General features: G+C 42.7%; 26 protein-coding genes and 1 pseudogene. 12 read left to right on the plus strand and 15 right to left on the minus strand.

Annotated elements, in window-relative coordinates; all coding sequences use genetic code 11:
* Positions 1-38 precede the first annotated feature (38 nt).
* The 4 genes from V7K31_RS09135 (at position 39) to cobA (ending at position 3,045) form a co-directional block, all read left to right on the plus strand.
* The gene (locus V7K31_RS09135; protein ID WP_335093914.1) at positions 39-422 is read left to right on the plus strand and encodes a DUF4359 domain-containing protein; all 384 of its coding nucleotides are present in this window, start codon (positions 39-41) and stop codon (positions 420-422) included.
* Between the two features lie 212 nt (positions 423-634).
* Positions 635-1,312 (plus strand): pentapeptide repeat-containing protein, encoded by a 678-nt coding sequence (locus V7K31_RS09140; RefSeq protein WP_335093915.1) that lies wholly within the window; start codon positions 635-637, stop codon positions 1,310-1,312.
* 189 nt (positions 1,313-1,501) lie between these two features.
* Positions 1,502-2,269 (plus strand): sirohydrochlorin chelatase, encoded by a 768-nt coding sequence (locus tag V7K31_RS09145; protein WP_335093916.1) that lies wholly within the window; start codon positions 1,502-1,504, stop codon positions 2,267-2,269.
* Entirely contained in the window at positions 2,266-3,045 is a 780-nt protein-coding gene (gene cobA / locus V7K31_RS09150; protein WP_335093917.1) for a uroporphyrinogen-III C-methyltransferase, read from the plus strand. Before V7K31_RS09145 ends, cobA begins: the two co-directional genes overlap by 4 nt.
* A gap of 14 nt (positions 3,046-3,059) precedes the next feature.
* Here cobA and V7K31_RS09155 read toward each other — a convergent pair whose 3' ends face one another.
* Positions 3,060-3,680, minus strand: coding sequence for a hypothetical protein (locus V7K31_RS09155; RefSeq protein WP_335093937.1), 621 nt, complete (start codon positions 3,678-3,680; stop codon positions 3,060-3,062).
* A 229-nt stretch (positions 3,681-3,909) separates the two neighbouring features.
* Here V7K31_RS09155 and V7K31_RS09160 point away from each other — a divergent pair, with 229 nt between their 5' ends.
* From V7K31_RS09160 to V7K31_RS09170, 3 genes and pseudogenes are all read left to right on the plus strand, one after another.
* A complete protein-coding gene (locus V7K31_RS09160; RefSeq protein WP_335093918.1) occupies positions 3,910-4,923 on the plus strand; it encodes a homogentisate phytyltransferase in 1,014 nt (337 codons plus the stop codon).
* Between the two features lie 3 nt (positions 4,924-4,926).
* A complete protein-coding gene (locus V7K31_RS09165) occupies positions 4,927-5,400 on the plus strand; it encodes a tetratricopeptide repeat protein (RefSeq protein WP_334826063.1) in 474 nt (157 codons plus the stop codon).
* Positions 5,401-5,669: 269 nt separating this feature from the next.
* Positions 5,670-5,976 (plus strand): annotated as a pseudogene (locus V7K31_RS09170) (hybrid sensor histidine kinase/response regulator); the annotation flags it as partial.
* Positions 5,977-6,117: 141 nt separating this feature from the next.
* Here V7K31_RS09170 and V7K31_RS09175 read toward each other — a convergent pair.
* Positions 6,118-6,750 (minus strand): hypothetical protein, encoded by a 633-nt coding sequence (locus tag V7K31_RS09175; protein ID WP_335093919.1) that lies wholly within the window; start codon positions 6,748-6,750, stop codon positions 6,118-6,120.
* Positions 6,751-6,936: 186 nt separating this feature from the next.
* Here V7K31_RS09175 and V7K31_RS09180 point away from each other — a divergent pair, with 186 nt between their 5' ends.
* Entirely contained in the window at positions 6,937-7,536 is a 600-nt protein-coding gene (locus V7K31_RS09180) for a Uma2 family endonuclease (protein WP_335093920.1), read from the plus strand.
* Between the two features lie 76 nt (positions 7,537-7,612).
* Positions 7,613-8,044 (plus strand): biotin carboxylase, encoded by a 432-nt coding sequence (locus tag V7K31_RS09185; RefSeq protein WP_335093921.1) that lies wholly within the window; start codon positions 7,613-7,615, stop codon positions 8,042-8,044.
* Positions 8,045-8,125: 81 nt separating this feature from the next.
* Here the strand turns inward: V7K31_RS09185 and V7K31_RS09190 are convergent, their stop codons facing one another.
* The 3 genes from V7K31_RS09190 to upp all read right to left on the minus strand — a co-directional run bounded on the left by V7K31_RS09190 (position 8,126) and on the right by upp (position 9,596).
* Positions 8,126-8,389, minus strand: coding sequence for a YggT family protein (locus V7K31_RS09190; RefSeq protein WP_334826068.1), 264 nt, complete (start codon positions 8,387-8,389; stop codon positions 8,126-8,128).
* 128 nt (positions 8,390-8,517) lie between these two features.
* Positions 8,518-8,871 (minus strand): hypothetical protein, encoded by a 354-nt coding sequence (locus V7K31_RS09195; protein ID WP_334826069.1) that lies wholly within the window; start codon positions 8,869-8,871, stop codon positions 8,518-8,520.
* Positions 8,872-8,945: 74 nt separating this feature from the next.
* The gene (upp, locus tag V7K31_RS09200; RefSeq protein WP_335093939.1) at positions 8,946-9,596 is read right to left on the minus strand and encodes a uracil phosphoribosyltransferase; all 651 of its coding nucleotides are present in this window, start codon (positions 9,594-9,596) and stop codon (positions 8,946-8,948) included.
* A gap of 208 nt (positions 9,597-9,804) precedes the next feature.
* Here upp and V7K31_RS09205 point away from each other — a divergent pair, with 208 nt between their 5' ends.
* Complete coding sequence (locus V7K31_RS09205; RefSeq protein ID WP_335093922.1) at positions 9,805-11,157, plus strand: pentapeptide repeat-containing protein; 1,353 nt, start codon at positions 9,805-9,807, stop codon at positions 11,155-11,157.
* A gap of 112 nt (positions 11,158-11,269) precedes the next feature.
* Here V7K31_RS09205 and V7K31_RS09210 read toward each other — a convergent pair whose 3' ends face one another.
* The 4 genes from V7K31_RS09210 to ftsH all read right to left on the minus strand — a co-directional run bounded on the left by V7K31_RS09210 (position 11,270) and on the right by ftsH (position 15,991).
* Positions 11,270-11,425, minus strand: coding sequence for a type II toxin-antitoxin system HicB family antitoxin (locus V7K31_RS09210; protein WP_335093923.1), 156 nt, complete (start codon positions 11,423-11,425; stop codon positions 11,270-11,272).
* A 101-nt stretch (positions 11,426-11,526) separates the two neighbouring features.
* Positions 11,527-12,384 (minus strand): macro domain-containing protein, encoded by an 858-nt coding sequence (locus V7K31_RS09215; protein WP_335093924.1) that lies wholly within the window; start codon positions 12,382-12,384, stop codon positions 11,527-11,529.
* Positions 12,385-12,402: 18 nt separating this feature from the next.
* Positions 12,403-13,815 (minus strand): hypothetical protein, encoded by a 1,413-nt coding sequence (locus V7K31_RS09220; protein ID WP_335093926.1) that lies wholly within the window; start codon positions 13,813-13,815, stop codon positions 12,403-12,405.
* 283 nt (positions 13,816-14,098) lie between these two features.
* Entirely contained in the window at positions 14,099-15,991 is a 1,893-nt protein-coding gene (gene ftsH, locus V7K31_RS09225; RefSeq protein WP_335093927.1) for an ATP-dependent zinc metalloprotease FtsH, read from the minus strand.
* Positions 15,992-16,325: 334 nt separating this feature from the next.
* Between ftsH and V7K31_RS09230 the strand changes: the two genes are divergently transcribed.
* The gene (locus V7K31_RS09230) at positions 16,326-16,871 is read left to right on the plus strand and encodes an NADPH-dependent FMN reductase (RefSeq protein WP_335093928.1); all 546 of its coding nucleotides are present in this window, start codon (positions 16,326-16,328) and stop codon (positions 16,869-16,871) included.
* 223 nt (positions 16,872-17,094) lie between these two features.
* Here V7K31_RS09230 and V7K31_RS09235 read toward each other — a convergent pair whose 3' ends face one another.
* Positions 17,095-17,961, minus strand: a complete 867-nt coding sequence (locus V7K31_RS09235) for a CmcJ/NvfI family oxidoreductase (RefSeq protein ID WP_335093929.1) — start codon at positions 17,959-17,961, stop codon at positions 17,095-17,097.
* 48 nt (positions 17,962-18,009) lie between these two features.
* A complete protein-coding gene (locus V7K31_RS09240; RefSeq protein WP_335093930.1) occupies positions 18,010-18,681 on the minus strand; it encodes a glutathione S-transferase family protein in 672 nt (223 codons plus the stop codon).
* 273 nt (positions 18,682-18,954) lie between these two features.
* Between V7K31_RS09240 and V7K31_RS09245 the strand changes: the two genes are divergently transcribed.
* The gene (locus V7K31_RS09245) at positions 18,955-19,206 is read left to right on the plus strand and encodes a hypothetical protein (protein ID WP_335093941.1); all 252 of its coding nucleotides are present in this window, start codon (positions 18,955-18,957) and stop codon (positions 19,204-19,206) included.
* Here V7K31_RS09245 and V7K31_RS09250 read toward each other — a convergent pair.
* The 4 genes from V7K31_RS09250 to V7K31_RS09265 all read right to left on the minus strand — a co-directional run.
* Positions 19,148-19,312, minus strand: a complete 165-nt coding sequence (locus tag V7K31_RS09250) for a transposase (RefSeq protein WP_335093931.1) — start codon at positions 19,310-19,312, stop codon at positions 19,148-19,150. The genes V7K31_RS09245 and V7K31_RS09250 overlap by 59 nt on opposite strands.
* A 313-nt stretch (positions 19,313-19,625) precedes the next feature.
* Entirely contained in the window at positions 19,626-22,007 is a 2,382-nt protein-coding gene (locus tag V7K31_RS09255; RefSeq protein WP_335093932.1) for a phosphoketolase family protein, read from the minus strand.
* Positions 22,008-22,190: 183 nt separating this feature from the next.
* Positions 22,191-22,553: a type II toxin-antitoxin system PemK/MazF family toxin gene (locus V7K31_RS09260; protein ID WP_335093934.1), complete on the minus strand. Its 363-nt coding sequence runs from the start codon at positions 22,551-22,553 to the stop codon at positions 22,191-22,193.
* A partial coding sequence (locus tag V7K31_RS09265) for a hypothetical protein (RefSeq protein ID WP_335093935.1) occupies positions 22,553-22,957 on the minus strand: 405 nt, incomplete at its 5' end. The genes V7K31_RS09260 and V7K31_RS09265, both read right to left, overlap by 1 nt.

Raw genomic sequence — 22,957 nt, forward strand, 5'->3', positions numbered from 1 at the left:
TGGAATCTAACGATTAGAATGAATTTTACTTGGCAAACATGAAACCCTTAACCATCATTGCATATACTGGAGCAGCAGTAGGACTTGCCGCCTTGGGTGTGACAATGGCGAAGACAAATCCCAGTCAGGTTCAATATGAAGAATATGCAGTGCAACGGTTGACAAAATACTTAAAAACTGATGTATGTAAAAAAACTACGAATATTATAGAAAATTTAATCCGTTTTAATTGTGATAAGTTGGTTGACTCGGCTAACCCGCAAATCCAAGAAATTGTTGCCAGGACTACAGAAAGACAAAATTACATTATTTTTAGCATTTACCGTACAGATTTAAAAATAAATTCTTGGATGCCTTCTTACAAATTTGAAACAGTGGCAGCTTTTGATCAATTTTATACTTACACTGCCGAAGAAAAATAAGGCAAGGAGCAAAGGGAGAATAGAAAGATATTGTAAATTTTTTTAATTTTCTTTTTGATACTTTGTTGTAGGCTCCTTTTTATGAGGAGTTGTATTTCTGCCCAACCTCATTTTGTACTGATTTTAATAAAAGCAAGGAAATGTATTTTTTACTTGACTATTATAGCACTCATAACGTATTTTTTAGATGAAATGATTTCAATTGAAAAAATATGTCTAGCAAACATAGAGCTATTGAGCTTCCTAATTTACCTTCACATGAAATAATGAATAAGGGGATACTTGATAACCAATTATATGAATTAGAAAGCTATAAAAATGTACATTTATCAAATTGCCAGATTCAGGGAACTAAAGGAGTAGATTTTCAGTATGCATACTTTGATAATGTTAAAGCTATAAATACTTACTTTAAGAAACTTACTCTACAAGATGTTAGAATTAATAAAAGTGATTTCGCCAATACTGAATGGGAAGAGGCTTCGCTTAATAGAGTTGAATTTATTAACTGTAGGTTGCTGGGATTTAAAGCAATAAAGTGCAGATTGAAAAATGTTATTTTTAAAGGCTGTCAAGGACAATTATCACAATTTAATTCAAGTAAATTTGATAATGCTATTTTTGAAAATTGTATCCTTGAAGATTCTACATTTATAGAATCTTCTCTAATTAATGTAAAATTTATAAATTGCCAAATGAAGAATGTCATGCTTGCTGATGCTAAATTTAATAATACAGACTTCCGAGGTTCTAATATAGAAGGTTTACAAATTAATATAAGTCAGCTTCAAGGTGCAATTTTAGATATATTCCAAGCTGCTTATATTCTTCAAAGGTATGCAAATGTAATAGTTAAAGCTGTTGATGAAGAAACGACGGATAATGCATAAAAGTTGAAAGGAAGTTTTAAATTTTTATTTTGAAAAACAGCAACTCTACTACATCAGTCCTCTCTTCATCCCTTTTCTGCGCGAAGGCATTGTTAGTAATTGATAATAGTTTCAATAATTACCAAAGTACTTAATTATCCCCAGCTTCATATTAAATAAGAATAGTAACTAAGAGTTCAAGCTTTGCCGATGTCATCAGCCTATCTGCTATTATCTCACGGAAGTCGCGATCGCCGCCCAGAAATTGCTATGCAGCAACTAGCAAAGCTGGTATGTCACAAATTGCCAAAAAATCATAACCCATCCAATAGTGAACATCTGGTTGGCATAGCTGCTTTAGAAATGAGTCCTCAGCCTTTACACGAGCAGATTCAACAATTTGCTAAGAGCGCTTTTGGCGATACCGGCGGCGGGCTACGCCGACGCGGATTGTCTCAAAACGAGAATCGCCTCAAAATTGTACCGCTATTTCTGCTGCCGGGAGTGCATGTAATGACAGATATTCCCACCGAAGTAGCACTAGCACAACAAGCTCTTGGTCAAGATATCATGATTGAGTTGCAACCATATTTAGGCTCTCACCCCAATTTAGAGAAATTGCTGTCAAAGCAAATAGCTGCTATAAAAGCAGAAACATGGATTTTATTAGCTCATGGTAGCCGTCGCCCAGGTTCTCAAGAAACTGTGTCAGCAATGGCGGCGAGTTTGGGAGTTGTGGCTGCTTATTGGTCTGTACCTCGTAGTTTAGAATCACGGGTGAAAGAGTTGGTAGCTGCTGGTTATCGGGAAATTGCAATTTTGCCATACTTTTTATTCGCTGGTGGAATAACCGATGCGATCGCAGCCTCAATCGAGGAGCTAAAATTACAATTTTCTGCGGTGAATTTCCAACTGGCGCAGCCCTTGGGAGCAAGTGCAGAATTAGCCGAGCTAATTTGGGATTTAACAGATAGATGAACCGCACAGAAAAACAGGATAAGAAGTATTTGGGAAAGGTTTATTTAGTAGGTGCGGGGCCAGGAGATCCAGGGCTAATTACCCTGAAGGCGAAAGGTTTATTGGAATGTGCAGATGTAGTTATCTATGATGCCTTGGTGAGTCCGGCAATTCTGGCAATGATTAATCCCCAAGCAGAGCAAATTAATGCTGGTAAGCGTGCGGGGAGACATTCTTTGTTGCAAGAAGAAACAACTCAATTGCTGATTGATAAAGCGCAGGATCATCCAATTGTGGTGCGGCTAAAGGGTGGCGATCCGTTTATTTTTGGTCGCGGTGGCGAAGAGATGGCAGAATTAGTTAAAGCTGGAATATCAACGGAAGTTGTGCCAGGTATCACATCGGGAATTGCCGCCGCCGCCTATGCAGGTATCCCTTTGACTCATCGACTGTATAGTTCTTCGGTGACATTTGTAACTGGTCATGAGGCTGCGGGTAAGTATAGACCGATAGTGAATTGGAATGCGATCGCCCACGGTTCCGAAACTATTGTAATTTATATGGGAATTCACAATCTGCCTTATATTGTGGAACAATTAAGTGCATCTGGGTTGAATTTAGAAACGCCCATAGCTTTGGTGCGCTGGGGTACGCGACCAGAACAAGAAGAATTGATTGGTATCTTAAAGACAATTGTAGAGCAGGTAGAGCAAACTGGATTTGGTGCGCCAGCGATCGCAGTCATTGGACAAGTAGTAAATATGCACAGTATTTTGTCTGCTTGTCGTCCAGTTTGATGGTTGACACAAACTTAAGTTTCTCGAATCCAAAATGCTAATCCTCCTCCCCGACCGCGAGCTGCAATGATATCTTCCGTCACTAAAAAGAAGCCAAAGAATGCTAGTTTAGCTATGGGCTGGTTGTAGAAATCTTCTATTTTAACCTTACCAAAACGGATTGGTCTGTTGTAAACAACACGCTCAAACAGACTGATAAGAATATGGTTAAAATCAAACGCCAATAAATTTTTCTTACTTGAATATTGCACTGGCCCCGTAAACTTCAACAAAACTGGGCCAAATTCAATCTGATTAACAATTTCGCCTTTACCTGAATCCTCTTCCAAAGTGGCATTAAAGGAAACATAGACTGTTATAAACTTGGGTAAATAAAAACCCTTGCCTAATAGAATTCCCCCGCGCTCTCTAACTTTCTTAGTGCCAGTGACAAAGGAAAGTTGCCATTTACCTAAAAGAGACTCAAACGGATAAGTTAACCGTTGCTGCTTGGCAGATTTTTCAGTTTGTAGCAACGCATTTACTAATATTTCAGCACTAGGGCGTGTGCCTCTGGGTTCTCGATATGAAGCCGCAGCATGGGATAGCACGCTAACAAACTCAAATATCGCTGTAGATGTCAAATCAGCCGTCATGAAGGCACCTCTGGATTTAACTATTTCTTTGCTTTTCTGATAGATTGTAGCTGTAATTGAGGGAATTAGTCTGAATTCTAACTCCCAACTCCCAACTCCTAACTCCCAACTCTCCTTCATCCTGCTTCCCCTACGAAAATACAGTGCGTCTAGACCTTTGGCTCTTGTTAATGACCAAATTCTGTAACAATGGTTAACAATAAACCGGAATACTGAATCTAAACTACTCATGAGCCAGAGTTCTCAAAACACCACTTTGCCACCCAAACCCGTTCAATCATATTTCCATTGGTTATACGCTTTCTGGAAATTCTCTCGCCCTCACACGATTATTGGTACAAGTCTGAGTGTTTTGGGTTTATATTTGATTGCCATTGCCATTAGTAATCGTACTGATTTGCTATTCCCTACTCCCTACTCCCTAACGCCACTTGCTCGACTTGGGGAGACCCCAAGACCGCAGTGGCTCCTCCCTGTCTTCGGTGCATGGATTGCTTGTCTGTGTGGAAATGTCTACATTGTGGGGCTAAATCAATTAGAAGATGTTGATATTGACAAGATTAATAAGCCTCATTTACCCTTGGCATCAGGTGAGTTTTCTCGACAAACGGGGCAATTAATTGTTGCTTTGACTGGGATTTTGGCGCTAGTTGTGGCGTGGCTAAGTGGGCCATTCTTATTGGGTATGGTAGCAATTAGTTTGGCCATTGGTACTGCTTATTCTTTACCGCCAATTCGGTTGAAACAATTTCCATTTTGGGCAGCGCTGTGTATTTTTTCGGTGCGCGGCGCGATTGTTAATTTAGGATTGTATTTGCACTATAGTTGGGTGCTGAAACAAAGCCAAGTAATTCCGCCCGTGGTGTGGGTGCTGACGTTATTTATCTTGGTGTTTACCTTTGCGATCGCGATCTTTAAAGATATACCAGATATGGAAGGTGATCGCCTCTATAATATCTCTACTTTCACGATCAAACTCGGTTCCCAAGCTGTGTTTAATCTGGCTCTTTGGGTGATAACTGTCTGCTATCTGGGAATAATTCTAGTTGGTGTGCTACATCTTGCCTCAGTTAACCCCATATTTCTGGTAATTGCTCATTTAGCACTTCTAGTTTGGATGTGGTTGCGGAGTTTGGCGGTAGACTTACAAGATAAAAGTGCGATCGCTCAATTCTACCAATTTATCTGGAAACTCTTTTTTATGGAATATCTGATTTTTCCTATCGCCTGCTTTTTGGCTTAGACAATGCTAGAAACCTTTCCCACTAGTTCTATTATCGCTGCTCTTGTCGTTATTCTGAGCCTGTCAATGCTGGGCTATTTCGCTTGGAAAACTTTGATTACCTCAGACTTGTTTCAAAAAGGAATCAATCTGGCTCAAGCAAAGGATTACCAAGGTGCAGAAGCAGCGTTTCGCAAAGTGATTTCCCTCAACTCTACTAATGATGTGGTGCGCTTGTTTTTGGGAGATGTTTTAAACCACCAAGGCCAAGTAGAGGAAGCAACAGAATTCTTCCGGGAAGTGATTCGCCGCAGTCCGAAAAATCCTGATGCTTACTTGCGTTTAGCAAATATTCTCATGCAGCAAGAGCGAGAAGAGGAAGCTAAAACTAACCTGCTACAAGCTAAAGATTTATTACAAAAACAGCGCCAACCTGAAAAAGCCAAAAAAATCACTCAACTGTTAGATAAAATGAGTGCTAAGTCAAGTGAATCTTAAGTTGAATGAGAATTGCGGAGATTAAATTTTCTTGTTCAATCTCCTAATTTTTTGCCATTCCCATCATGAAGGTGAGAATGGTTTTTATTTTGGAATTTATCAGTGTCTGCCGTAATTATATCCGCAATATTCGCAAATTTGACCACTCCCTTCATCGCCCTGACAATTGCAATCTGATGCCCTACAAGCTCTATAACCACAATGAATTGATTTCGGGGTTACAAGGAGATTTTATAGATTAAAAAAATCAAGTATTTATGTCAGACATAATATCAGAATTATGGACTATTTTTTTCATATCAGGATCATTTATTCCACATGGACACTGCTATCTATGGCAAACGAATTTAGTTTGGTTACACATATTATCTGACTCGCTCATTGCACTAGCTTATTACTCGATTCCAGCTACACTCTTCTACTTTGTCCGCAAGCGGCAGGATTTGCCCTTTGATTGGATTTATTCTGCTGTTTAGTGCATTTATCGTCGCTTGTGGCACCACTCATTTAATAGAGATTTGGACACTTTGGTATCCAACCTATTGGCTGTCGGGGTTTGTTAAAGCAGTAACTGCTTGCTTCCATTGACAACCCCCTTGAAAGTTAACGATCGCTCTCCCTAAATTTGTGGTTTCTACCCACAAGCTTCAGTTCGCTATCATACCTTCATTTGGCAACTTTCTTAAACACCTACCCTTGAAAGCTCCCCACTCCCCACTACTTCTGAGGCCAGCGCCAATTGTAGCGATTCCATTCGTAGATGCCTTGAATTTCATACTCAGCGCCGTTGAAGAAGCGGACGACGCAATTAGTAGAGGAATGATTGCGTAGGCGTAGCCCGTCGTAGACATCGCTAATTTCCTCGACTTTGATCACCATAGAGGGAAACCATTCGCGCTGACAAGGCCCATCCTCTTGCACCCATTCCCATAGTGCATTGGAAACTTCAATGCGATCGCCTACTCTCAGCTTTAGTGCATCCTCAAAATAAGAATACTTATCAAAATGACATGACTCAACACGAGTCAGCCACTGTAAACCATAGCGTTGCCGAATAAATTGTACTTTTCCAGAGTCATTTTCCAGCAGCCAGTCGTTGAGTAATTGCACTTTCCAAGTGCGGTTGCGTTGTTCTTCATCCTTAACAAACTCTAAAAATGCTTCTAACTCCTCTGGGGTAAGTTCGTCTAAGGGATTAGCAATATTTGATATCCCAGAGGAAGAATTTCCCTGAATTTGCTCGACGACTTGCAGTAATATCTGTTTCTGCGTGTCAGTGAGAGGACAGCTTGCTACATCACAATCATTAAAAGCTGCGAGCATAGCTGCTTCAATCTCATCTGGAGTCATAAGTTAATCGCAATTGAAGGTTTATTTCCCTAATTATTACAAATGTTAAATTAAAGTCTCCAATCTCCCTGTAGCTAAATAACGTGAGGAGTCAGGAGAAAAACTTTATTCTGTCTCCTGAGTTCTTGGTATCGGTTTGATATTTTCTAGTGTTGACCTACTTATCACCTAGTTAGGGAAATTGCCATGACTCAAACTCAGCATCCCACAAAACTCCTGACTTTTGAGGAATTTCTGGCTTATGACGATCGCACTGATACCCGCTATGAATTAGTGGATGGGGGGCTAGTAGAGATGCCAACCCAAAGCCAGGAAAACTGTGATATTGCCAAATTTCTGCTGTTCGAGTTGGCAAAGTATTTTCCGATCACTTTGCTGGCTTACAAGGACATTGAAGTTGAAGTTAGTGGGCGGCGAGCAACCTGTCGGCTACCGGATCTGGTGGTGCATACAGAAGAGTCGAAAGCGGCTTTGATTGGCAGTCCTCGCAATCTGATTACCCGCGATATGCCCCCGCCGGCGCTGGTGGTTGAAGTTGTCAGTCCCGGAACTGAGAACCGCAGCCGCGATTACCGTTACAAACGCACAGAATACGCAGCTAGAGGCATTACCGAATACTGGATTGTTGATCCGGAGTTAAAACAAATCACCGTTTGCAAGTGGCTGGAGGCACAGTATGAGGATACGGTGTTACAGGGTACGGCGATTATTGCATCAGATGTAGTACCCGATTGGGAATTGATCGTCGAGCAGGTGTTTGCAGTTGCGAATCAATCAGGGAAGTAGAGAATAGCGAGTCAGGGTATGCTGTAAGCTGAGGTTATAAGTTAAATAATTATTGAATAAAGTCACGGGGTCTTTTATGCGGTTGCGCTCACTCACGGTCGTTTTGATTTCCTGTCTGATCACCTTTCTCTCGTGGGCGATCGCTCCCACAGCTGTAGCCCTGACACAGATTAAACTATTTGATGTTTCCTATAAAGATTGTCCACCAGAATTAGCACAAGGGGCTGTTATCAGTAGTGGTAGCGCGGCTGCCAATTGTTTTATTGTCATTGGCAAAGCCGAAAATGGCACCAATAAAACAGTCTACGACGCAGATATTTTTGGACGCATCTATGATGCTAATAATGACTCGGTGATGCAAAACCGCACTCGCTTAGGTTCTATTGTCGAGGTGCCACCAGGTATTAGCGATTTTGAATTGAGAATTTCTGTACCTGCGAATCAGCCGTTACCTTTGAAGCTCAAACAATTTAAAGCAGCCGGATTTAGCGGTCAAGTCCGGCGTTAATAGATACTTTAAAAAGTCTGGACTTTATTAGCCCAGACTAAAAATGTTTTATTTGAAGTGTAGCAAATAGCAAATTCTGCTTTATGCGTAGGCTTGAAGACCACCGATCAAACTACCTAGTACTTGAAGGAGTATAATAGCTAACATTGGAGAAAAATCCATACCACCCAATGGGGGAATAATTCGGCGGAACAGATTCAGATAAGGGTCGGTTATCTGGCTCAAAGTGGTAAATGGTTGGTTGTACCAGTTGATATTGGGGAACCAGGTCAATAAAACCCGAATAATTAGCAAAACAGTATAAATCTGGATGAAACTAGCCAGAGTGTTAATTAGAAGGTACATGGATTTGTTAGTTTCCTACTTAAGTGTCAAACGCAGTCTTATCTTTTAATTTTAATTTAGTCCATGTCATCGTGTCTGCTGATTCCACCTTTACCACACAAGACACTTTCACCACGCCTGAACAAATCTCAGGAATCTTTAGTGAGGGAGCGCTCATGGGTTGTTTCGGGTGAACCGCCATTGACATTTCCCAGTTGGTTCCGCACTTCATCAATTGTGGTATTTAGCTGGGCAATTTTATCTTCTAGCGATCGCCGCGCCGTTTCTATACCAATACTCTGATTTTCTGAGGCTTTCATCTGACGTCGCTTTGCTGCTATTTTCTTAGCTTCGGCTTGGCTATCTGTCAGTTCTGTCCCCTCGTCTGCTAGCAATTCTGGCTCGCGTCGAGAAGCAATTAGTGCCCCGATAACACCGCCAAATACGCCACCAACAAACGCCCCAGCTAAAAAACCACTACCAAAACCATCTCGCTGACTCATATCTTTACCGCCTTCAACAACCTTGCAACTTTTACAGTAGTTATGCTATTTTCCTGCCCTAGCTGCATACTAGCTTAAGTCCCAAAGATGCGATCGCCAGCATCTCCCAATCCGGGTACAATATACCCCTGGCTGTTCAGTTTTTCGTCAATAGTTGCCGTGTAAATTATTAAACCTGGATAACTTGCACTCAGTTTTTGCAAAGCTGGTGCAGCCGCCACTACACAAACAATCCGCATCAGGGCTGGATCAGCACCCCGTTCTGTCAATTCTGCCATTGCCGCCATCATCGACCCTCCAGTTGCCAACATTGGATCGGTAATTAACACTCGTGTTTGGGGGTCAAATTTTTCTGGTAACTTGTTCAGATAACAATGAGGTTGCAGTGTCTGTTCGTCTCGTGCCAAGCCCAGATGGTAAATCGATGCTAAAGGTAATAAAGTCTGCGCTCCCTCAAGTAATCCTAGTCCAGCCCGCAGAATCGGTACTACTGCCATAGGTACTTGCGGATCAATCACAGTTGCCAGACAGGTATCCAAGGGACTCTGCACCGATATTTCTTGGGTTGGCAACCAGTCTCGCACAGCTTCATAAGTCAGCCATCTTCCCAACTCGGTCATGGCACTGCGAAATAATACTGAAGGCGTGCCTGCATCACGGGCAACTGCCAGCCAGTGTTTGATCAGAGGATGGGGTGGAACATAAACGCGCAATTGTAGCGTCATAGCCAGAAATAGGAGCCTTTTTATTGTATGAGAACTGAAACACCATAATACTCTTTCCTGCATCCGGCTGACAGCTAAAATTAACCTGAGTTCGATAGATTTGGTCATGATCTGCTGTCACAAGCTATATTTTGGTGCAAGTTTGAGCTTCGGGCAATTTCTGATCAAACAGATGTTGTTCTGAATCTGTTGGGGCAAAATAGAAAACATGACGATTGAATCCAATTCTTCAAATCTACCAACCCCAGAACCTATCCCAGAAAACGACTTGCAACCGGATGACTTTGACGGGAGTGCAACTGAGAAGAACCTCAGCTCAGTTGTACTAGCGACACAACAAGCCCTAGCTGCGATCGCCTCTTTAAAATCTCCGCAATATACATTAGCTTTACAACAAGCTCGTTCTGAGGTCAAGCAACCCACTACCAAGCAATTCACAGTTAAGCCGAGGGCATTGCTGATTACTCTAATAGCGATCGCCATCACCTTCATTGGAGTTATCCTGAATAACTCACTCATCGGCATTATCGGAACGCTGATGAGTTTGCTGTTATCCCTAGCGATATTATTGCCTTGGTTGCAAGAAGTTTTAAACGAGTGGTTTTCACCCCAAGAACGCACGCTGTTTGTGGCCTTTTTGGGACTAATAGTAGCCATCATCGGCTTGATCAGGTTCACAGGTGTAGGCGATCGCTTGCTACTTTGGGGACACCAAATTAACTGGGAAATTGCTGGAACCCTTGCAGACTGGTTTGGCGCTTTAGGGCAAATTTTCATCGCTGTCATCGCCGTTTACGTAGCATGGCGACAATATGTTATTTCCAAAGACTTGACAATTCAGCAAAACCTGCTAACAGTTCAGCAAAATATTATTACTCAGCAACAGACGATTGATTCCTATTTTCAAGGCGTTTCAGACTTAGTATTAGATGAAGAAGGATTATTAGAAGATTGGCCTCAAGAAAGAGCGATCGCTGAAGGACGCACTGCGGCAATTTTAAGTAGTGTTGATGGCAGTGGTAAAGCGAAAATTCTCCGCTTTCTCTCACGTTCTAAGTTGCTCTCACCCCTAAAACGCGATCAACGATTAGGTCGTCCCATTCTCGACGGAAGTGGCGGATATGCAGAAGACCGCTTGGAAGGTGTGCGTGTCATCGATTTAGGCGTAACGCTAGCCGCAGCAGACCTTTCTGGTACTGACTTGCGTTGGACTGACCTCAGCGAAGCTAATCTTGTCCGCGCTAACCTGGCCGGTTGTGATTTAGTAAAAGCTAACCTCTCCCGCACAATTTTATATAATGCGAATCTCAGTGGTGCTGACATCAACGGGATTCGCCTATTCTATGGTGTAGTGGACAAAGCATCACCCCGCAGTCGCACTGTACCACCAGATTATGAAACCGGCGAACAGACTGGCGCTGTGGTAGAAAATGCCGATTTCACCAATGTGCAACGGATGTCTGAGTCTGCACGCTGCTACTGTTGTACTTGGGGTGGCGAAAAAACTAGAGGTACTATTCCTGGTGGTTGTGAAGGTATTCCGAATAAGTTGGGACGATAATTATAGGACTTACCCACTGTATAAATTAATCATGTTAGCATTTACCGGCTAATAACTTTTGTGCCAATGTAACCTCTACTTGATGAGTCTCCACAGTAAGCGGTAAACCAAGTTATGCACGAACTTCAAGGCAAGCTGCGATCGCGTCCTTGATATTTTCGAGGGCTTCTTCTCTTGTCTGACCTTGACTAACACAACCAGGTATACTGGGGCACTCGACAATCCAAACCCCATCTTCATCACGATCAAGTGTTAGATTGAACTTCATACACTGTTGTCGGCAAGGGAGTTGTAGTTATTTATTATTGTAACCTGCGATGATTTAACCCAAAAAAGCAGCCGAGCGATCGCCTATTCTCGTTATTTGGCTTAAAGGCATATTGAGTCCAAGAAGTCTTCTAGTGTATACAAATCCACAGACTTGAAGTCTTTGGGATAGATGACTACTGTTAACTTCTTCGTCACAAAGTCTTTCTTCGACGCAGCAATGAACGAAATAACAATGAGCATCGTTAAAGTCATGCGGGCAAGATTTGTCCGAGCAAGATCTGAGCCAATTATCGGGATAGCAACCTCTAATCCATGACCTTTTAGCCGCACCTGTTCCCAGAGGGAACTTAACGAATGCCAGATATCATCAGCAGTTGACTTGACTCTCAGATTATTCTCCATACAACCATAGGCATTTAAGAAGAACCGTCTATCCTGCGATCCCAATACAAGAGTTGTGCCAATTGGATATCGCCAAAATTTCCCCTTTTTCTTATTCGGTTCCCTCTTTTTGTCAGCCTTGAAAGGCTCTAAAGCAATATCTATCTCAGCATCCAAGCGTTTTTGATCGCCATTATACACTCCTGTAAGGAATTGCCCTTGGACACTTGAGGGTTTGATGACCTCCCCCAATTCCGTATCGAAAACATCGTTAGCCCCAATTACTAAGTGCCCAGGTTCATCAAAAAGGTCGCCTATTTTAATCTCTATCGTGGTATTGGGTGAAGACAATGATCTGGAAACCGAAAAGCGAGGAAGGTTCAGTGCGATCGCAATCAGTAAGGAAAGAGAAAACAATCCACCATAACCCCACCATCCCCATTTGAACCATTCAGGTAGGAAAAGTCCTGCTGGTTCCAGAAATAGCCAGATCATACCGAAGATACCAGCAAATGTACCTCCTAATTTTTTGGGTTTGATCGAGGTTAGAAGCTTAAAGAACATTGCAATGTTCATAGAATGATTACCGTTCATTTATGCACTGAGAATACAGTTTCCTAAGACTTCAATAATGTAAGGTTCCTGATTGGGATATACCCGCCTTTTCCCTCGAAATCGAACAGGCATCACCTTGTTCTTAATTGGACCAAGCTCTAACTCTAAGACATCTTCAACAAGTTGATTCAACTTCAGATAATACACTGCCCATAGCCATGCTTTTGGCAAAAATAATCTCGGTTGTGTTTGAAGCTTTGCCCACAGTTCTGGAAAAATTTCTTTTTTAACTTCTACTGTATGGTTGTCTGATCCAGTAATTTGAGTAATAGGAAAGAACCGTTCGATATCTTTAGGAAGTGCTTCTCCTAGCAAAATTAGGCGAACACGCAATTTAGCGATTTCGTCAGCACTGTAGTTGTTGAAATTCGTCTGAAATATAAAGCTACTATCCTGCGATCGCTGAATTGGTTTAAGCGTAATATTAAAGCTGGTTTTCCCCGCCAACGACTCAGATAGTACAGACGAAACTTCCATAATGCCAGCATCGTGCTGATCAGCATAGGTAATCTGCTTTTTATTGTGGAACTCTCCTGGATGAAGAGACTTCAACTCAGCAACCTGTTCCATATTCTTTGGTGACAGTTGAATAATAATGCTTTGATCTGGTTGAGTAGCACTCGACTTAGTTTGGAAAAATTTATCATTCAGCATGACCCAATCTCCTGAGTTTTTCACAGTCCCAGTACTTCGGGAAGTGCTGCTTTTTGAGGCAGGAGTTTTTCGAGGTGTTTGAGATGTCTTGGTTGCTGATGTTATTTTCTTACGCTCACTACCTACAGGCGAAGATTCAGATTTTGTTTTCACATCAGGTTTCTTTCTGGTTTGTTTCTTAGCGGCAGTACCAGATTGGGACGCTGCATTCGGATGTTGGTTTAGCCACAGAGTTAAATGCTCTCGCAATTGATCACGAAAGTTAGCTGGAGTTTTATATTCCCAAAATAACCCTTTGCCTTGACGAAACTTAGCCTTAAACTTCAGTGTCTCTTCCCGTTGTCTCAGATCCTCTTTTGTAGTGAGGTAAACTGGTGCTTCACGGAAATAAAACCAAACCTGTGGTTTTCCTTTACGCATTAAAGCTCTAACTGCTCGTCCAAACTCCTCCACTGTTCCAGATTTTGCGCGTGGAGTCGGTGTTCCAATCCGATTCCACATGATGCCGATAAAGAGATCATACTCTTGCATGTTGCCAATTTGTTCATTAAGTATGGCTTGACCATCCTTACCGTAGCTAGGAAAAGCGTTCGCTGAACTAACGACGTCAAGCACAATTCCCTTATCTGCCGCGACGGTTCGGTTAATCTCCTCTCTTACTTTTTCCACATGACGACGCTCTATAGCGACATCACTTGGGGAGGCGAGAAAAATTTTTAGCTTTTCTACTTGCGGCATTGTAATTTGATCAACACGGGCTATTTGAGGAAGTAAGCAAGATTTTGACTGTTACTATTGTGATAAACTACTATAACTCAAATCTCGCTTTACTAATTTATAACTCATACCTGTGTACTGGTAAGCAGTTAAACCTAAGAAAAAGTCAGACCACAAGCATCCCATCAGCTAAAAGCTATGCTGTCTGCGTCAAGCTATTCTTATGCAGACGGTTTGCGATCGCACAATTACTAACATTTCAATTAACTAGACAACAAGGGGCTTAAGCCCCTTGTTAAATTCCCTAATGAGGTACAGCCAATTTGGCATCGGCTAGCTGCTGGGTATTATCAGCAACGATTTTGCGGAATAAATCACCTTCAATAGTTTCCTGTTCTGCTAGCAAATCTACTAAACGCTCTAAAACTATGCGGTTTTCTTGCAACAGTTCTTTGGACTTGATATAACAATTGTTGACAATTTCGCGTACTTGTGAATCAATCTTGGCAGCAATTTCTTCAGAATAGTCTGATTTATTCATCCAGTCACGTCCCAAAAATACCTCTGCACTCTGATTTTCTAAGGATAATGGGCCTAATTCTGACATTCCGAAGCGTGTCACCATCTGCCGCGCCATCCCTGTTACGTGTTGCAGGTCATTCCCTGCACCTGTAGTCACTTCTGGCTTACCAAAAACGATTTCCTCGGCAGCGCGACCACCCAAAGTTGCAGTAATCCGGGCTTTGAGTTGGGAACGCGAAATTAACCCCTGTTCTTCGTTGGGAGTAAACCAAGTTAATCCTAGCGCTTGTCCCCGTGGAATGAGTGTAACTTTCTGCACAGGGTCATGGTTTGTGAGCAATGTGCCCACTAAAGCATGTCCAACTTCATGATAGGCAATCAAGCGCTTGCTCTTGCTGTCTACTAAGGCGGTACCTTCCATACCTGCAACGACTCGATCTATAGCAGCATCAACTTCTAAAATGGTGACAGCTTCTTTGCGCCTCCTAGCAGTGAGAATGGCGGCTTCGTTGAGTAAGTTGGCTAAGTCTGCGCCAGTAAAACCAGGAGTGCGGCGAGCGATCGCTTCTAATGATACGCTAGGATCAATTTTTTTATTCCGCGCGTGGACTTGCAAAATTTCCAGTCGCCCTTTAAGATCCGGTGGATCGACCATCACTTGTCTGTCAAAGCGTCCCGGTCTGAGCAGCGCTGAATCTAGGACATCTGGGCGGTTAGTGGCAGCAATAATAATGATGCCTGTGTTACCTTCAAAACCATCCATTTCGGTGAGGAGTTGGTTGAGGGTTTGTTCGCGCTCGTCGTTACCGCCACCGATACCAGCGCCCCGTTGTCTACCTACTGCGTCAATTTCATCGATAAATATTAGGCAAGGAGCATTCTCTTTGGCTTTTTTGAAAAGATCGCGCACACGGGATGCACCCACACCAACGAACATTTCCACGAATTCCGAACCGGAAATACTGAAAAACGGTACACCTGCTTCACCTGCGATCGCTTTTGCTAGTAGAGTTTTACCAGTACCAGGGGGGCCAATTAACAGCACTCCTTTGGGAATACGTGCGCCTACAGCAGTAAATCTTTCTGGCTGTTTGAGGAAAGTAACAACTTCTTCAAGTTCTTCTTTAGCTTCTTCAACCCCGGCGACATCTTCAAATTTAACTCCAGTTTTTGCCTCCATTTGGAAGCGAGCTTTGGATTTGCCGAAATTCATTGCTTGGCTAGAAGCATTAGTGGAGCGACGGAGGAACAATACCATTAAAGCCACCAGGGGCAAAATCCACATGAGATTGATCAACAGCCCAACAGCAGCTCGACTGTTAGCAGAGGAAACTTCGCCAAAATCAACATTCTTATCTTTGAGTATGTTAATCAACTCTGTGTTTTGTGCCAGAAGTCTCACCTGTTGCGGTTGTGTATCATCCTTTTGCCCCTTGAGATAAACCCTTGCTAGCTGTTCGGTTTCGTCCAACTCTAGTTTTTGGATTTCTCCTGCCTTCGCTTTCTTGAGCAAGTCGCCATAAGTTAGAGGGGTATTCTCTGCTTTTTGTGCCAAGACGGGAGTACTCCCGAAAACTCCTGGTAACATAATCAAACTAGCTGCGATGGCACCAACCCAAGCAACACGCTTTGATGACTGCCTATTTACCAATGCTTTTTTTCCCAAAATTGTCATAATAACTACCCTTTGTCTGCTGGCACAAGTTGAGCTATGGTTTTATGCCTATTCTTCTAACAAAAATTGTAATAACTGGAAATTACACTTTTCTTATCTAGTCTAACTTCCACACAAAACCATTCCCAAGTTTCTTCCGGCGATCGCATGAAGTTGAGCAACCTAGATCATTAATTCTGGCTCCTAACTCCTTTTTAAAAAATTTTCCCTTCCGGTAGGTAGATTTTAATTTGACACATTCCAACACAAATTGCTAAGATAAACATAGTCATAACGACTCCGCTTTTTAAATAAATCTGACGATAGTAGCTAGTTAATAGTTTGTGGGTTAATTATGGTGAGAATTGTTGGTATTGGTGGTAGTTTAAGACCCAACTCCTATACCCAGCTTGCTTTACAAGTAGCAGTGCAAAGGGTTGAAGCTGTGGGTGCAGAGGTAGAAATTCTCGATTTACGGCAGTTGCAGCTACCGTTTTGCACTGGCGCGAAGGAGTATCCAGAGTATCCAGATGTTCAGAGATTGCAAGATACAGTCAGTCGTGCCGATGGGTTAATTTTAGCGACACCTGAGTATCATGGTGGGGTTAGTGGTGTCCTGAAAAATGCCCTGGATTTGATGAGTTTTGAGCAACTGTCGGATAAAGTGACAGGACTAATCAGCGTATTAGGGGGTCAGTCTAATAGTAATGCTTTAAATGACCTACGATTAATTATTCGTTGGGTGCATGGTTGGGTGATTCCAGAACAAATTGCGATCGGACAAGCTTGGGGTGCTTTCAGTCCTGAAGGCAAGCTGCTAGATGAGAAACTCTCTCAAAGATTTGATCAATTTGCTCAGAGTTTAGTTGATAACACTCGTAAGCTGCGAGGCGTAGATTAGTTGTCGGGTGGGCAAAGTTTTACCCACCCGACTCAACTTAATTGTGGTGGTAATCCCCAGTTAGTTGGGGATTAATAGTCTAATAGTAATGCTTTAACGGGACTTAAACAAAAATTAAGCCCTTGCACCCCTACGACAGGTGTGGTTCAAATACTTGAATTCTGCTGTAATTTGTTTTACGCAGAGGCGCAGAGAGTAGGAGTTTGAGACAAGTTTTTGCGATCTATGCGGGGTAAAAGACGAATGTTCGTAGTTCGATGCTTTCTCGTGGGGGAGCGTTGGCTGGGCTGGTAGGATCTTCAAAGGCTGTATGGGCGGCAAAACGGGTGTGTCCGTCTTCTGCGGAGTCGAAGCATTTGATAAATAGTGCTTCGTCCCTGTGCATTTGCGGGAAGTAGAACCATTTATGTTTGGAGTTATACGTGACTCCGTATGTCTCACCAACCCGATCGCGGTACACAAGATCGCCAGCTACAATGTCTGTGGGTGCGATACTCTGCGCGTCACACACTGCTAATGGTGACTCTTGGATTGGTTGTGCGATCGCTCGCCAAACATTAACGATGGCAAATCTTTGTTTTAGTAGCGTATCAATGTCATCTATTCCCCGCGCTGCTAATTCCAAATGGGCGCGAGTATAGCCAGATTTGGCGGTGAAGTCGTTGTGTACGCGCAAGGCAGGTTCCTTAATATTATTCTCACCTGGCTTTGACTGACCGGCGTTACGCAGGGTGTGATCGAATATCACTACCTTCGTTGCACCTGTTACTTCTTTTAACAATTGCTCGGCTTCTGGATAGTAAACGCGGCGTATTTCGTCTTCATCGTAAAAGTTGCGGACATTAGTATTATGTCCAGTAAAGGCGAATCCTTCTCGATCTAACGAGATGTTGTCTGAGATAGAACGAGCATTGTAAATTGGCAGTTTGTGCGTCTGATAAGTTGCATTCGTGCGGGGAATGCCTAGTGGTGGTTCGTAAGTATAGTTAACAGGTTTTTCTGCCATTGGGATCAGGTAACTGAGGTTAGCCTCTACGTATGGCAGTTCTGCGGAAATCGGTTTGTCTAGAACTTGGTTATTTAAGCTCATAGGTTATCCTATTTTGAATTTTGGTTAATTTCTGTCAATCCATACGTCCTATTTTTGAACTGCACCAAGGGGAACAGGTTCACCGAGAACTTTGGCGAATCTTTCCAAATAGAAGTCTACAGGGTTTGCTACTGCTTGAATTGAGGAGCGATCGCGTACCAGATTCCACCATGTCTGCAAACGAGGTGTTTCTGCTGGTAATCTGAATTTGCGGAAGTGTTCTAAGAGTGGTAAACGCTCAAACCAAGGATAGAAGCTGATATCAACTAGGCTAAACTGATCTCCTAATAAGTAATCACCTTTGCCTAATCCTTCTTGTTCAATATATAGAAGTGCTTCTGTGAACTCTCTTCGTCCTTGTTCCTGTTCTTGGCCATCTTTACCGCGCAGCAATTTGTTAAAAGCTGGGACAAGGCGAGTATTGGCGTAGTCTATCCAGATGCGAGCGATCGCTTTAGCTGCGGGATCGCGGGGTAATAAAGGTGGCTCCGGGAAGACTTCATCTAAATATTCATTGATAATAGCAGACTCGTAAATTTCAACATCCCCATGTTTGATAGCTGGGACTTTGCCATAGTGGGAAATCTGCGTGTACTCATCTGGTTTCTTCTGTAAGTCAATTTCTATGGGGGTGAAGTCAATACCTTTTTCCAGTAAGACTACACGAGTCCGTTGAGAGAAGGTAGAGGCTTTGGCGAAGTACAGTTGTATGTTGCTCATGAAATCTTTTCCTTGTAATCATCGTGGATGCAGACTATTTGAGATTGCACAACTCCAACTAAAGCAATAAGACGAAAGTGAGATGTGTTGATTAGTGCAGTTAAATAATTGAGTGGCAGGTATCTATGTCAGTTAGATGGTATATTACACTTTGTCGGTCGATTTAACGTAGTTTCTATATTATACAGTCTTCCTGAAAATATGTATACCTAATTATTAGTGTAACTAAATAAATATTTAGACATAATCAGGCTTGTCAAAAAGAGGTATTATATGTACTCGAAAGCTGACTCTAATAGGCAGACCCGTCTTGGCTTGCTAGTACCCGCAGGTAACACCACGTTTGAGCCTGACTTTCACTCTGCTTTTTCCAGTCAAGTCAGTATTCATAGCCATCGTGTGATTGCTCAACGCTCACACGCATCTGAGAGTTATGAATCAATGGATGACATCAATGAAGAAGCTGTTAAGGAAGTAGAAAAATTAGCTTTAATTCTGATGCTGTTTTCTTCTCTGCTATCCTAGTTCGATTTAACTCTTCATGTAGTATTTTTATAACATGAAACCTGTCTACGGTTATAAAGGCGTTTGCACAAATCTTCTCGACTAAATATTTATAATTTACTGTCATGTCAATGCTGACTTCTTCTAGAAGTTCAAGATTTGATGTAAATATTCTGACTTTGTATTACAATGTAGACAAACCGCACTTTTCACCTTTTTACTTACTGATAAAAATAAAGCGCAACCCTCTTCTACACTTGATTCTACGACTACTTCAGGTAAATTTAATAGTTGGGTCATTATTCTTTTCATAATTGTTTTTATTCGATATTATTAAAAAATATATTAGTATTTTAGCACCCTAAGTATGCAAGAACCAGTGTTTCCACATCTAAGCAGAGGGGAATCTCTCCAGATTTCCCTTCTGCCTCTTTCCCCTCTTAATAGGGCCACTTCCAATCGCGAATTTCCGGCATATCGTCGCCGTACTTATCAATGTAATGTTTGTGTTCGATTAACTTATCTTCCAGATACTGCTTGACATAAGCTGCCTTATATCCTAGTTTTGGCACGCGATCAATTACGTCCATCACTAGGTGAAAGCGATCGAGATCGTTAAGAACGACCATATCAAAGGGAGTGGTGGTGGTTCCTTCTTCCTTATAGCCACGCACATGCAAGTTATGATGGTTGGTCTGGCGATAGGTTAGCCGATGAATCAGCCAAGGATAGCCATGAAAGGCAAAGATAATGTGTTTATCTGTGGTGAAAATCGTGTCAAAGTCTTTTTCGCTCAAACCGTGGGGATGTTGGCTTTTTGGCTGTAGTGTCATTAAATCGACTACGTTCACTACCCGCACTTTTAAGTCAGGGAAGTGCTGGCGCAATATGTCTACAGCCGCTAAGGTTTCTAAGGTGGGAATATCCCCAGCACAAGCCATCACTACATCTGGTTCACCGCCTTTGTCGTTGCTTGCCCATTCCCAAATACCGATGCCTTTGGTGCAGTGCTTGATAGCAGCATCGATGTTGAGGTATTGCAATGCTGGTTGCTTTCCAGCAACGATAACGTTGACATAGTTGCGGCTTCTTAAACAATGGTCAGTTACTGATAGCAAAGTGTTGGCATCGGGGGGCAAATACACGCGCACAATCTCTGCTTTCTTATTGATCACATGATCGATAAAACCGGGATCTTGGTGGGAGAAGCCGTTGTGGTCTTGTCGCCAAACGTGGGAGGAGAGTAGGTAATTGAGGGAAGCAATCGGTCTACGCCAGGGAATATCTAAGGTAGTTTTCAACCATTTGGCGTGTTGGTTGAACATCGAGTCAATGATGTGGATAAATGCCTCGTAGCAAGTGAACAACCCGTGACGCCCTGTGAGGAGGTAGCCTTCTAACCATCCTTGGCAACAATGTTCGCTGAGAATTTCCATCACGCGACCGTTGGGGGAAAGGTGGTCATCTTCAGGGTAAATCTCGGCTACCCAAGTTCTATCTGTGACTTCCAACACGGCGTCCAAACGATTTGATGCCAATTCGTCGGGGGCAAATATGCGGAAATTGCTACTTTCTTGGTTAACTTGCATAACATCGCGCAGGAATTTGCCGGTAACTTTGGTAGCTTCAGCGATCGCTTTGCCTGGTTGGGAAACATCTACGGCATAGGCTCGAAAGTCCGGCATCTTCAGGTCGCGCAGCAAAATACCGCCGTTAGCATGGGGATTGTCACCCATGCGTCGATGCCCTTTGGGAGCCAGTTCTGCTAGTTCGGGAATCAGCTTTCCGTTGCTATCGAAGAGTTCTTCTGGTTTGTAACTCTTCATCCAATCTTCTAGAAGTTTCAGGTGTTCTGGCTGTTTGGCGATGTTGCTCAAGGGAACTTGGTGCGATCGCCAAGAACCTTCAGTTTTTTTGCCATCCACTTCCTTGGGGCCTGTCCAACCTTTGGGGGTTCTCATGATAATCATCGGCCACTGGGGGCGTTCGCTGAAACCATGTACACGGGCTTCTCTTTGGATGCTTTGAATTTCGGCGATCGCTATATCTAGAGTCGCCGCCATCTGCTGGTGTATGTCTGCGGGATCGTCACCTTCTACAAAGTATGGTTTGTAGCCGTAGCCCACCAATAAACTTTCTAATTCCTCATGGCTGATCCGTGCAAGTACTGTTGGATTGGCAATTTTATATCCATTCAGGTGCAGGATCGGCAGTACAGCACCATCACGCACGGGGTTAAGAAACTTGTTGGAATGCCAGCTAGTCGCTAAAGCACCTGTTTCAGCTTCGCCGTCACCGACAACAGCAGCAACGATCAAGTCAGGGTTATCAAAGGCAGCACCGAAAGCGTGGACAAGGGCATAGCCTAGTTCGCCGCCTTCGTGGATCGAACCAGGGGTTTCCGGTGCAACGTGGCTGGGAATACCACCAGGGAAAGAGAATTGTTTGAAGAGTTTCTGAATTCCTTCAGCATCCTGGGAGATGTTGGGATAATAATGGGTGTAAGTGCCTTCTAAGTAGGTGTTGGCTACCAGTCCAGGGCCTCCATGACCAGGGCCAGCAATATAGATCGTGTTTAGGTCATATTTTTTGATGACCCGATTCAGGTGAACATAGATCAAGTTCAGCCCTGGTGTTGTTCCCCAATGACCCAAAAGCCTGGGTTTGACGTGTTCTTGCTTTAGCGGTTCTCTAAGTAGCGGATTGTCGAGTAGATATATCTGCCCAACCGAAAGATAGTTAGCTGCACGCCAGTAGGCGTTTATCTGACGTAATTCCTCATCTGTTAAAGGCTTTGTCTGTGGAGTTGTTGCTAATGTCATTATCGACACTCCATTCCAAAAGGATTTTGACGAACTCATCAGTATGTAATCTTACTTATTTTTAAGCTGATGGCCATCTACCCATGAAAAATTCTCTCAGCCTTTGTGAGTAAATTTCTTCTTTCTTGGTACAGAATGGAAAGCGATCGCTACGACGAGCAACGCCTACTCTATTGATTAATACTATAAATCTGTATTTTCTTCATCATGATTATCTAGTTCTAAAGTGTAGTTTAATGCTACTTTTAGCATTAATAAATAATTATGAGAAAGAGTTCCTAATTTTCTGATTAATCGCTCTTTATCGATAACAACAGTTTGATCACAAAGCACCACTGACTCTTGCGTTAAACCGCCCTCACCTGAAGGTATGATAATTGTACCTGGTATGTTAGCGCGTCGCAGATTAGTGGTTAAAGGAATTACTACTGATGTTGTTGTAAACTGAGCTAGTCTATCTCGCTGAACAATGATAACTGGTCCGATACCTGCTTGCTCTGAACCTCGACTCGGATTCAAATCAGCCAAATAAACATCTCCTCGCATTAAACTGTGTCCTCTTGCTGAAGCTGGGAGAGATAATCAGTTAAAACGGATTCTGCAAAAGCTAAATCTTCATCAGCAAACTCAGTTTTTAATGCCGCAGCTTCTGCATCAGAAATAGCATCCCAATGCTGAGTTAGTTTTTTTTTCTGGAGGGAGATAGCAAAATCTAATACTTCTTCTTGAGAAGACAAGGGCAATCGGGACAATATTTCTAGCAGTTGCCTGTGAATAGTTACTGTTGTTTTTTCTGGCATTGCCACATTTCCTAAATTAATAGATAGCGTGTGTATAGCGGTTCTCAGTTGAGTAAGGTACAAGAACCCCACCCCCAACCCCCTAAGAGCAAGCGATGAGCAGGGTGGATTAATTGTCCAGAGAGAAAATATAACATGGAAGGATGATTC

This window comes from Nostoc sp. (assembly GCF_036917675.1).
In the GTDB taxonomy this organism is placed as follows: Bacteria; Cyanobacteriota; Cyanobacteriia; order Cyanobacteriales; family Nostocaceae; genus Nostoc.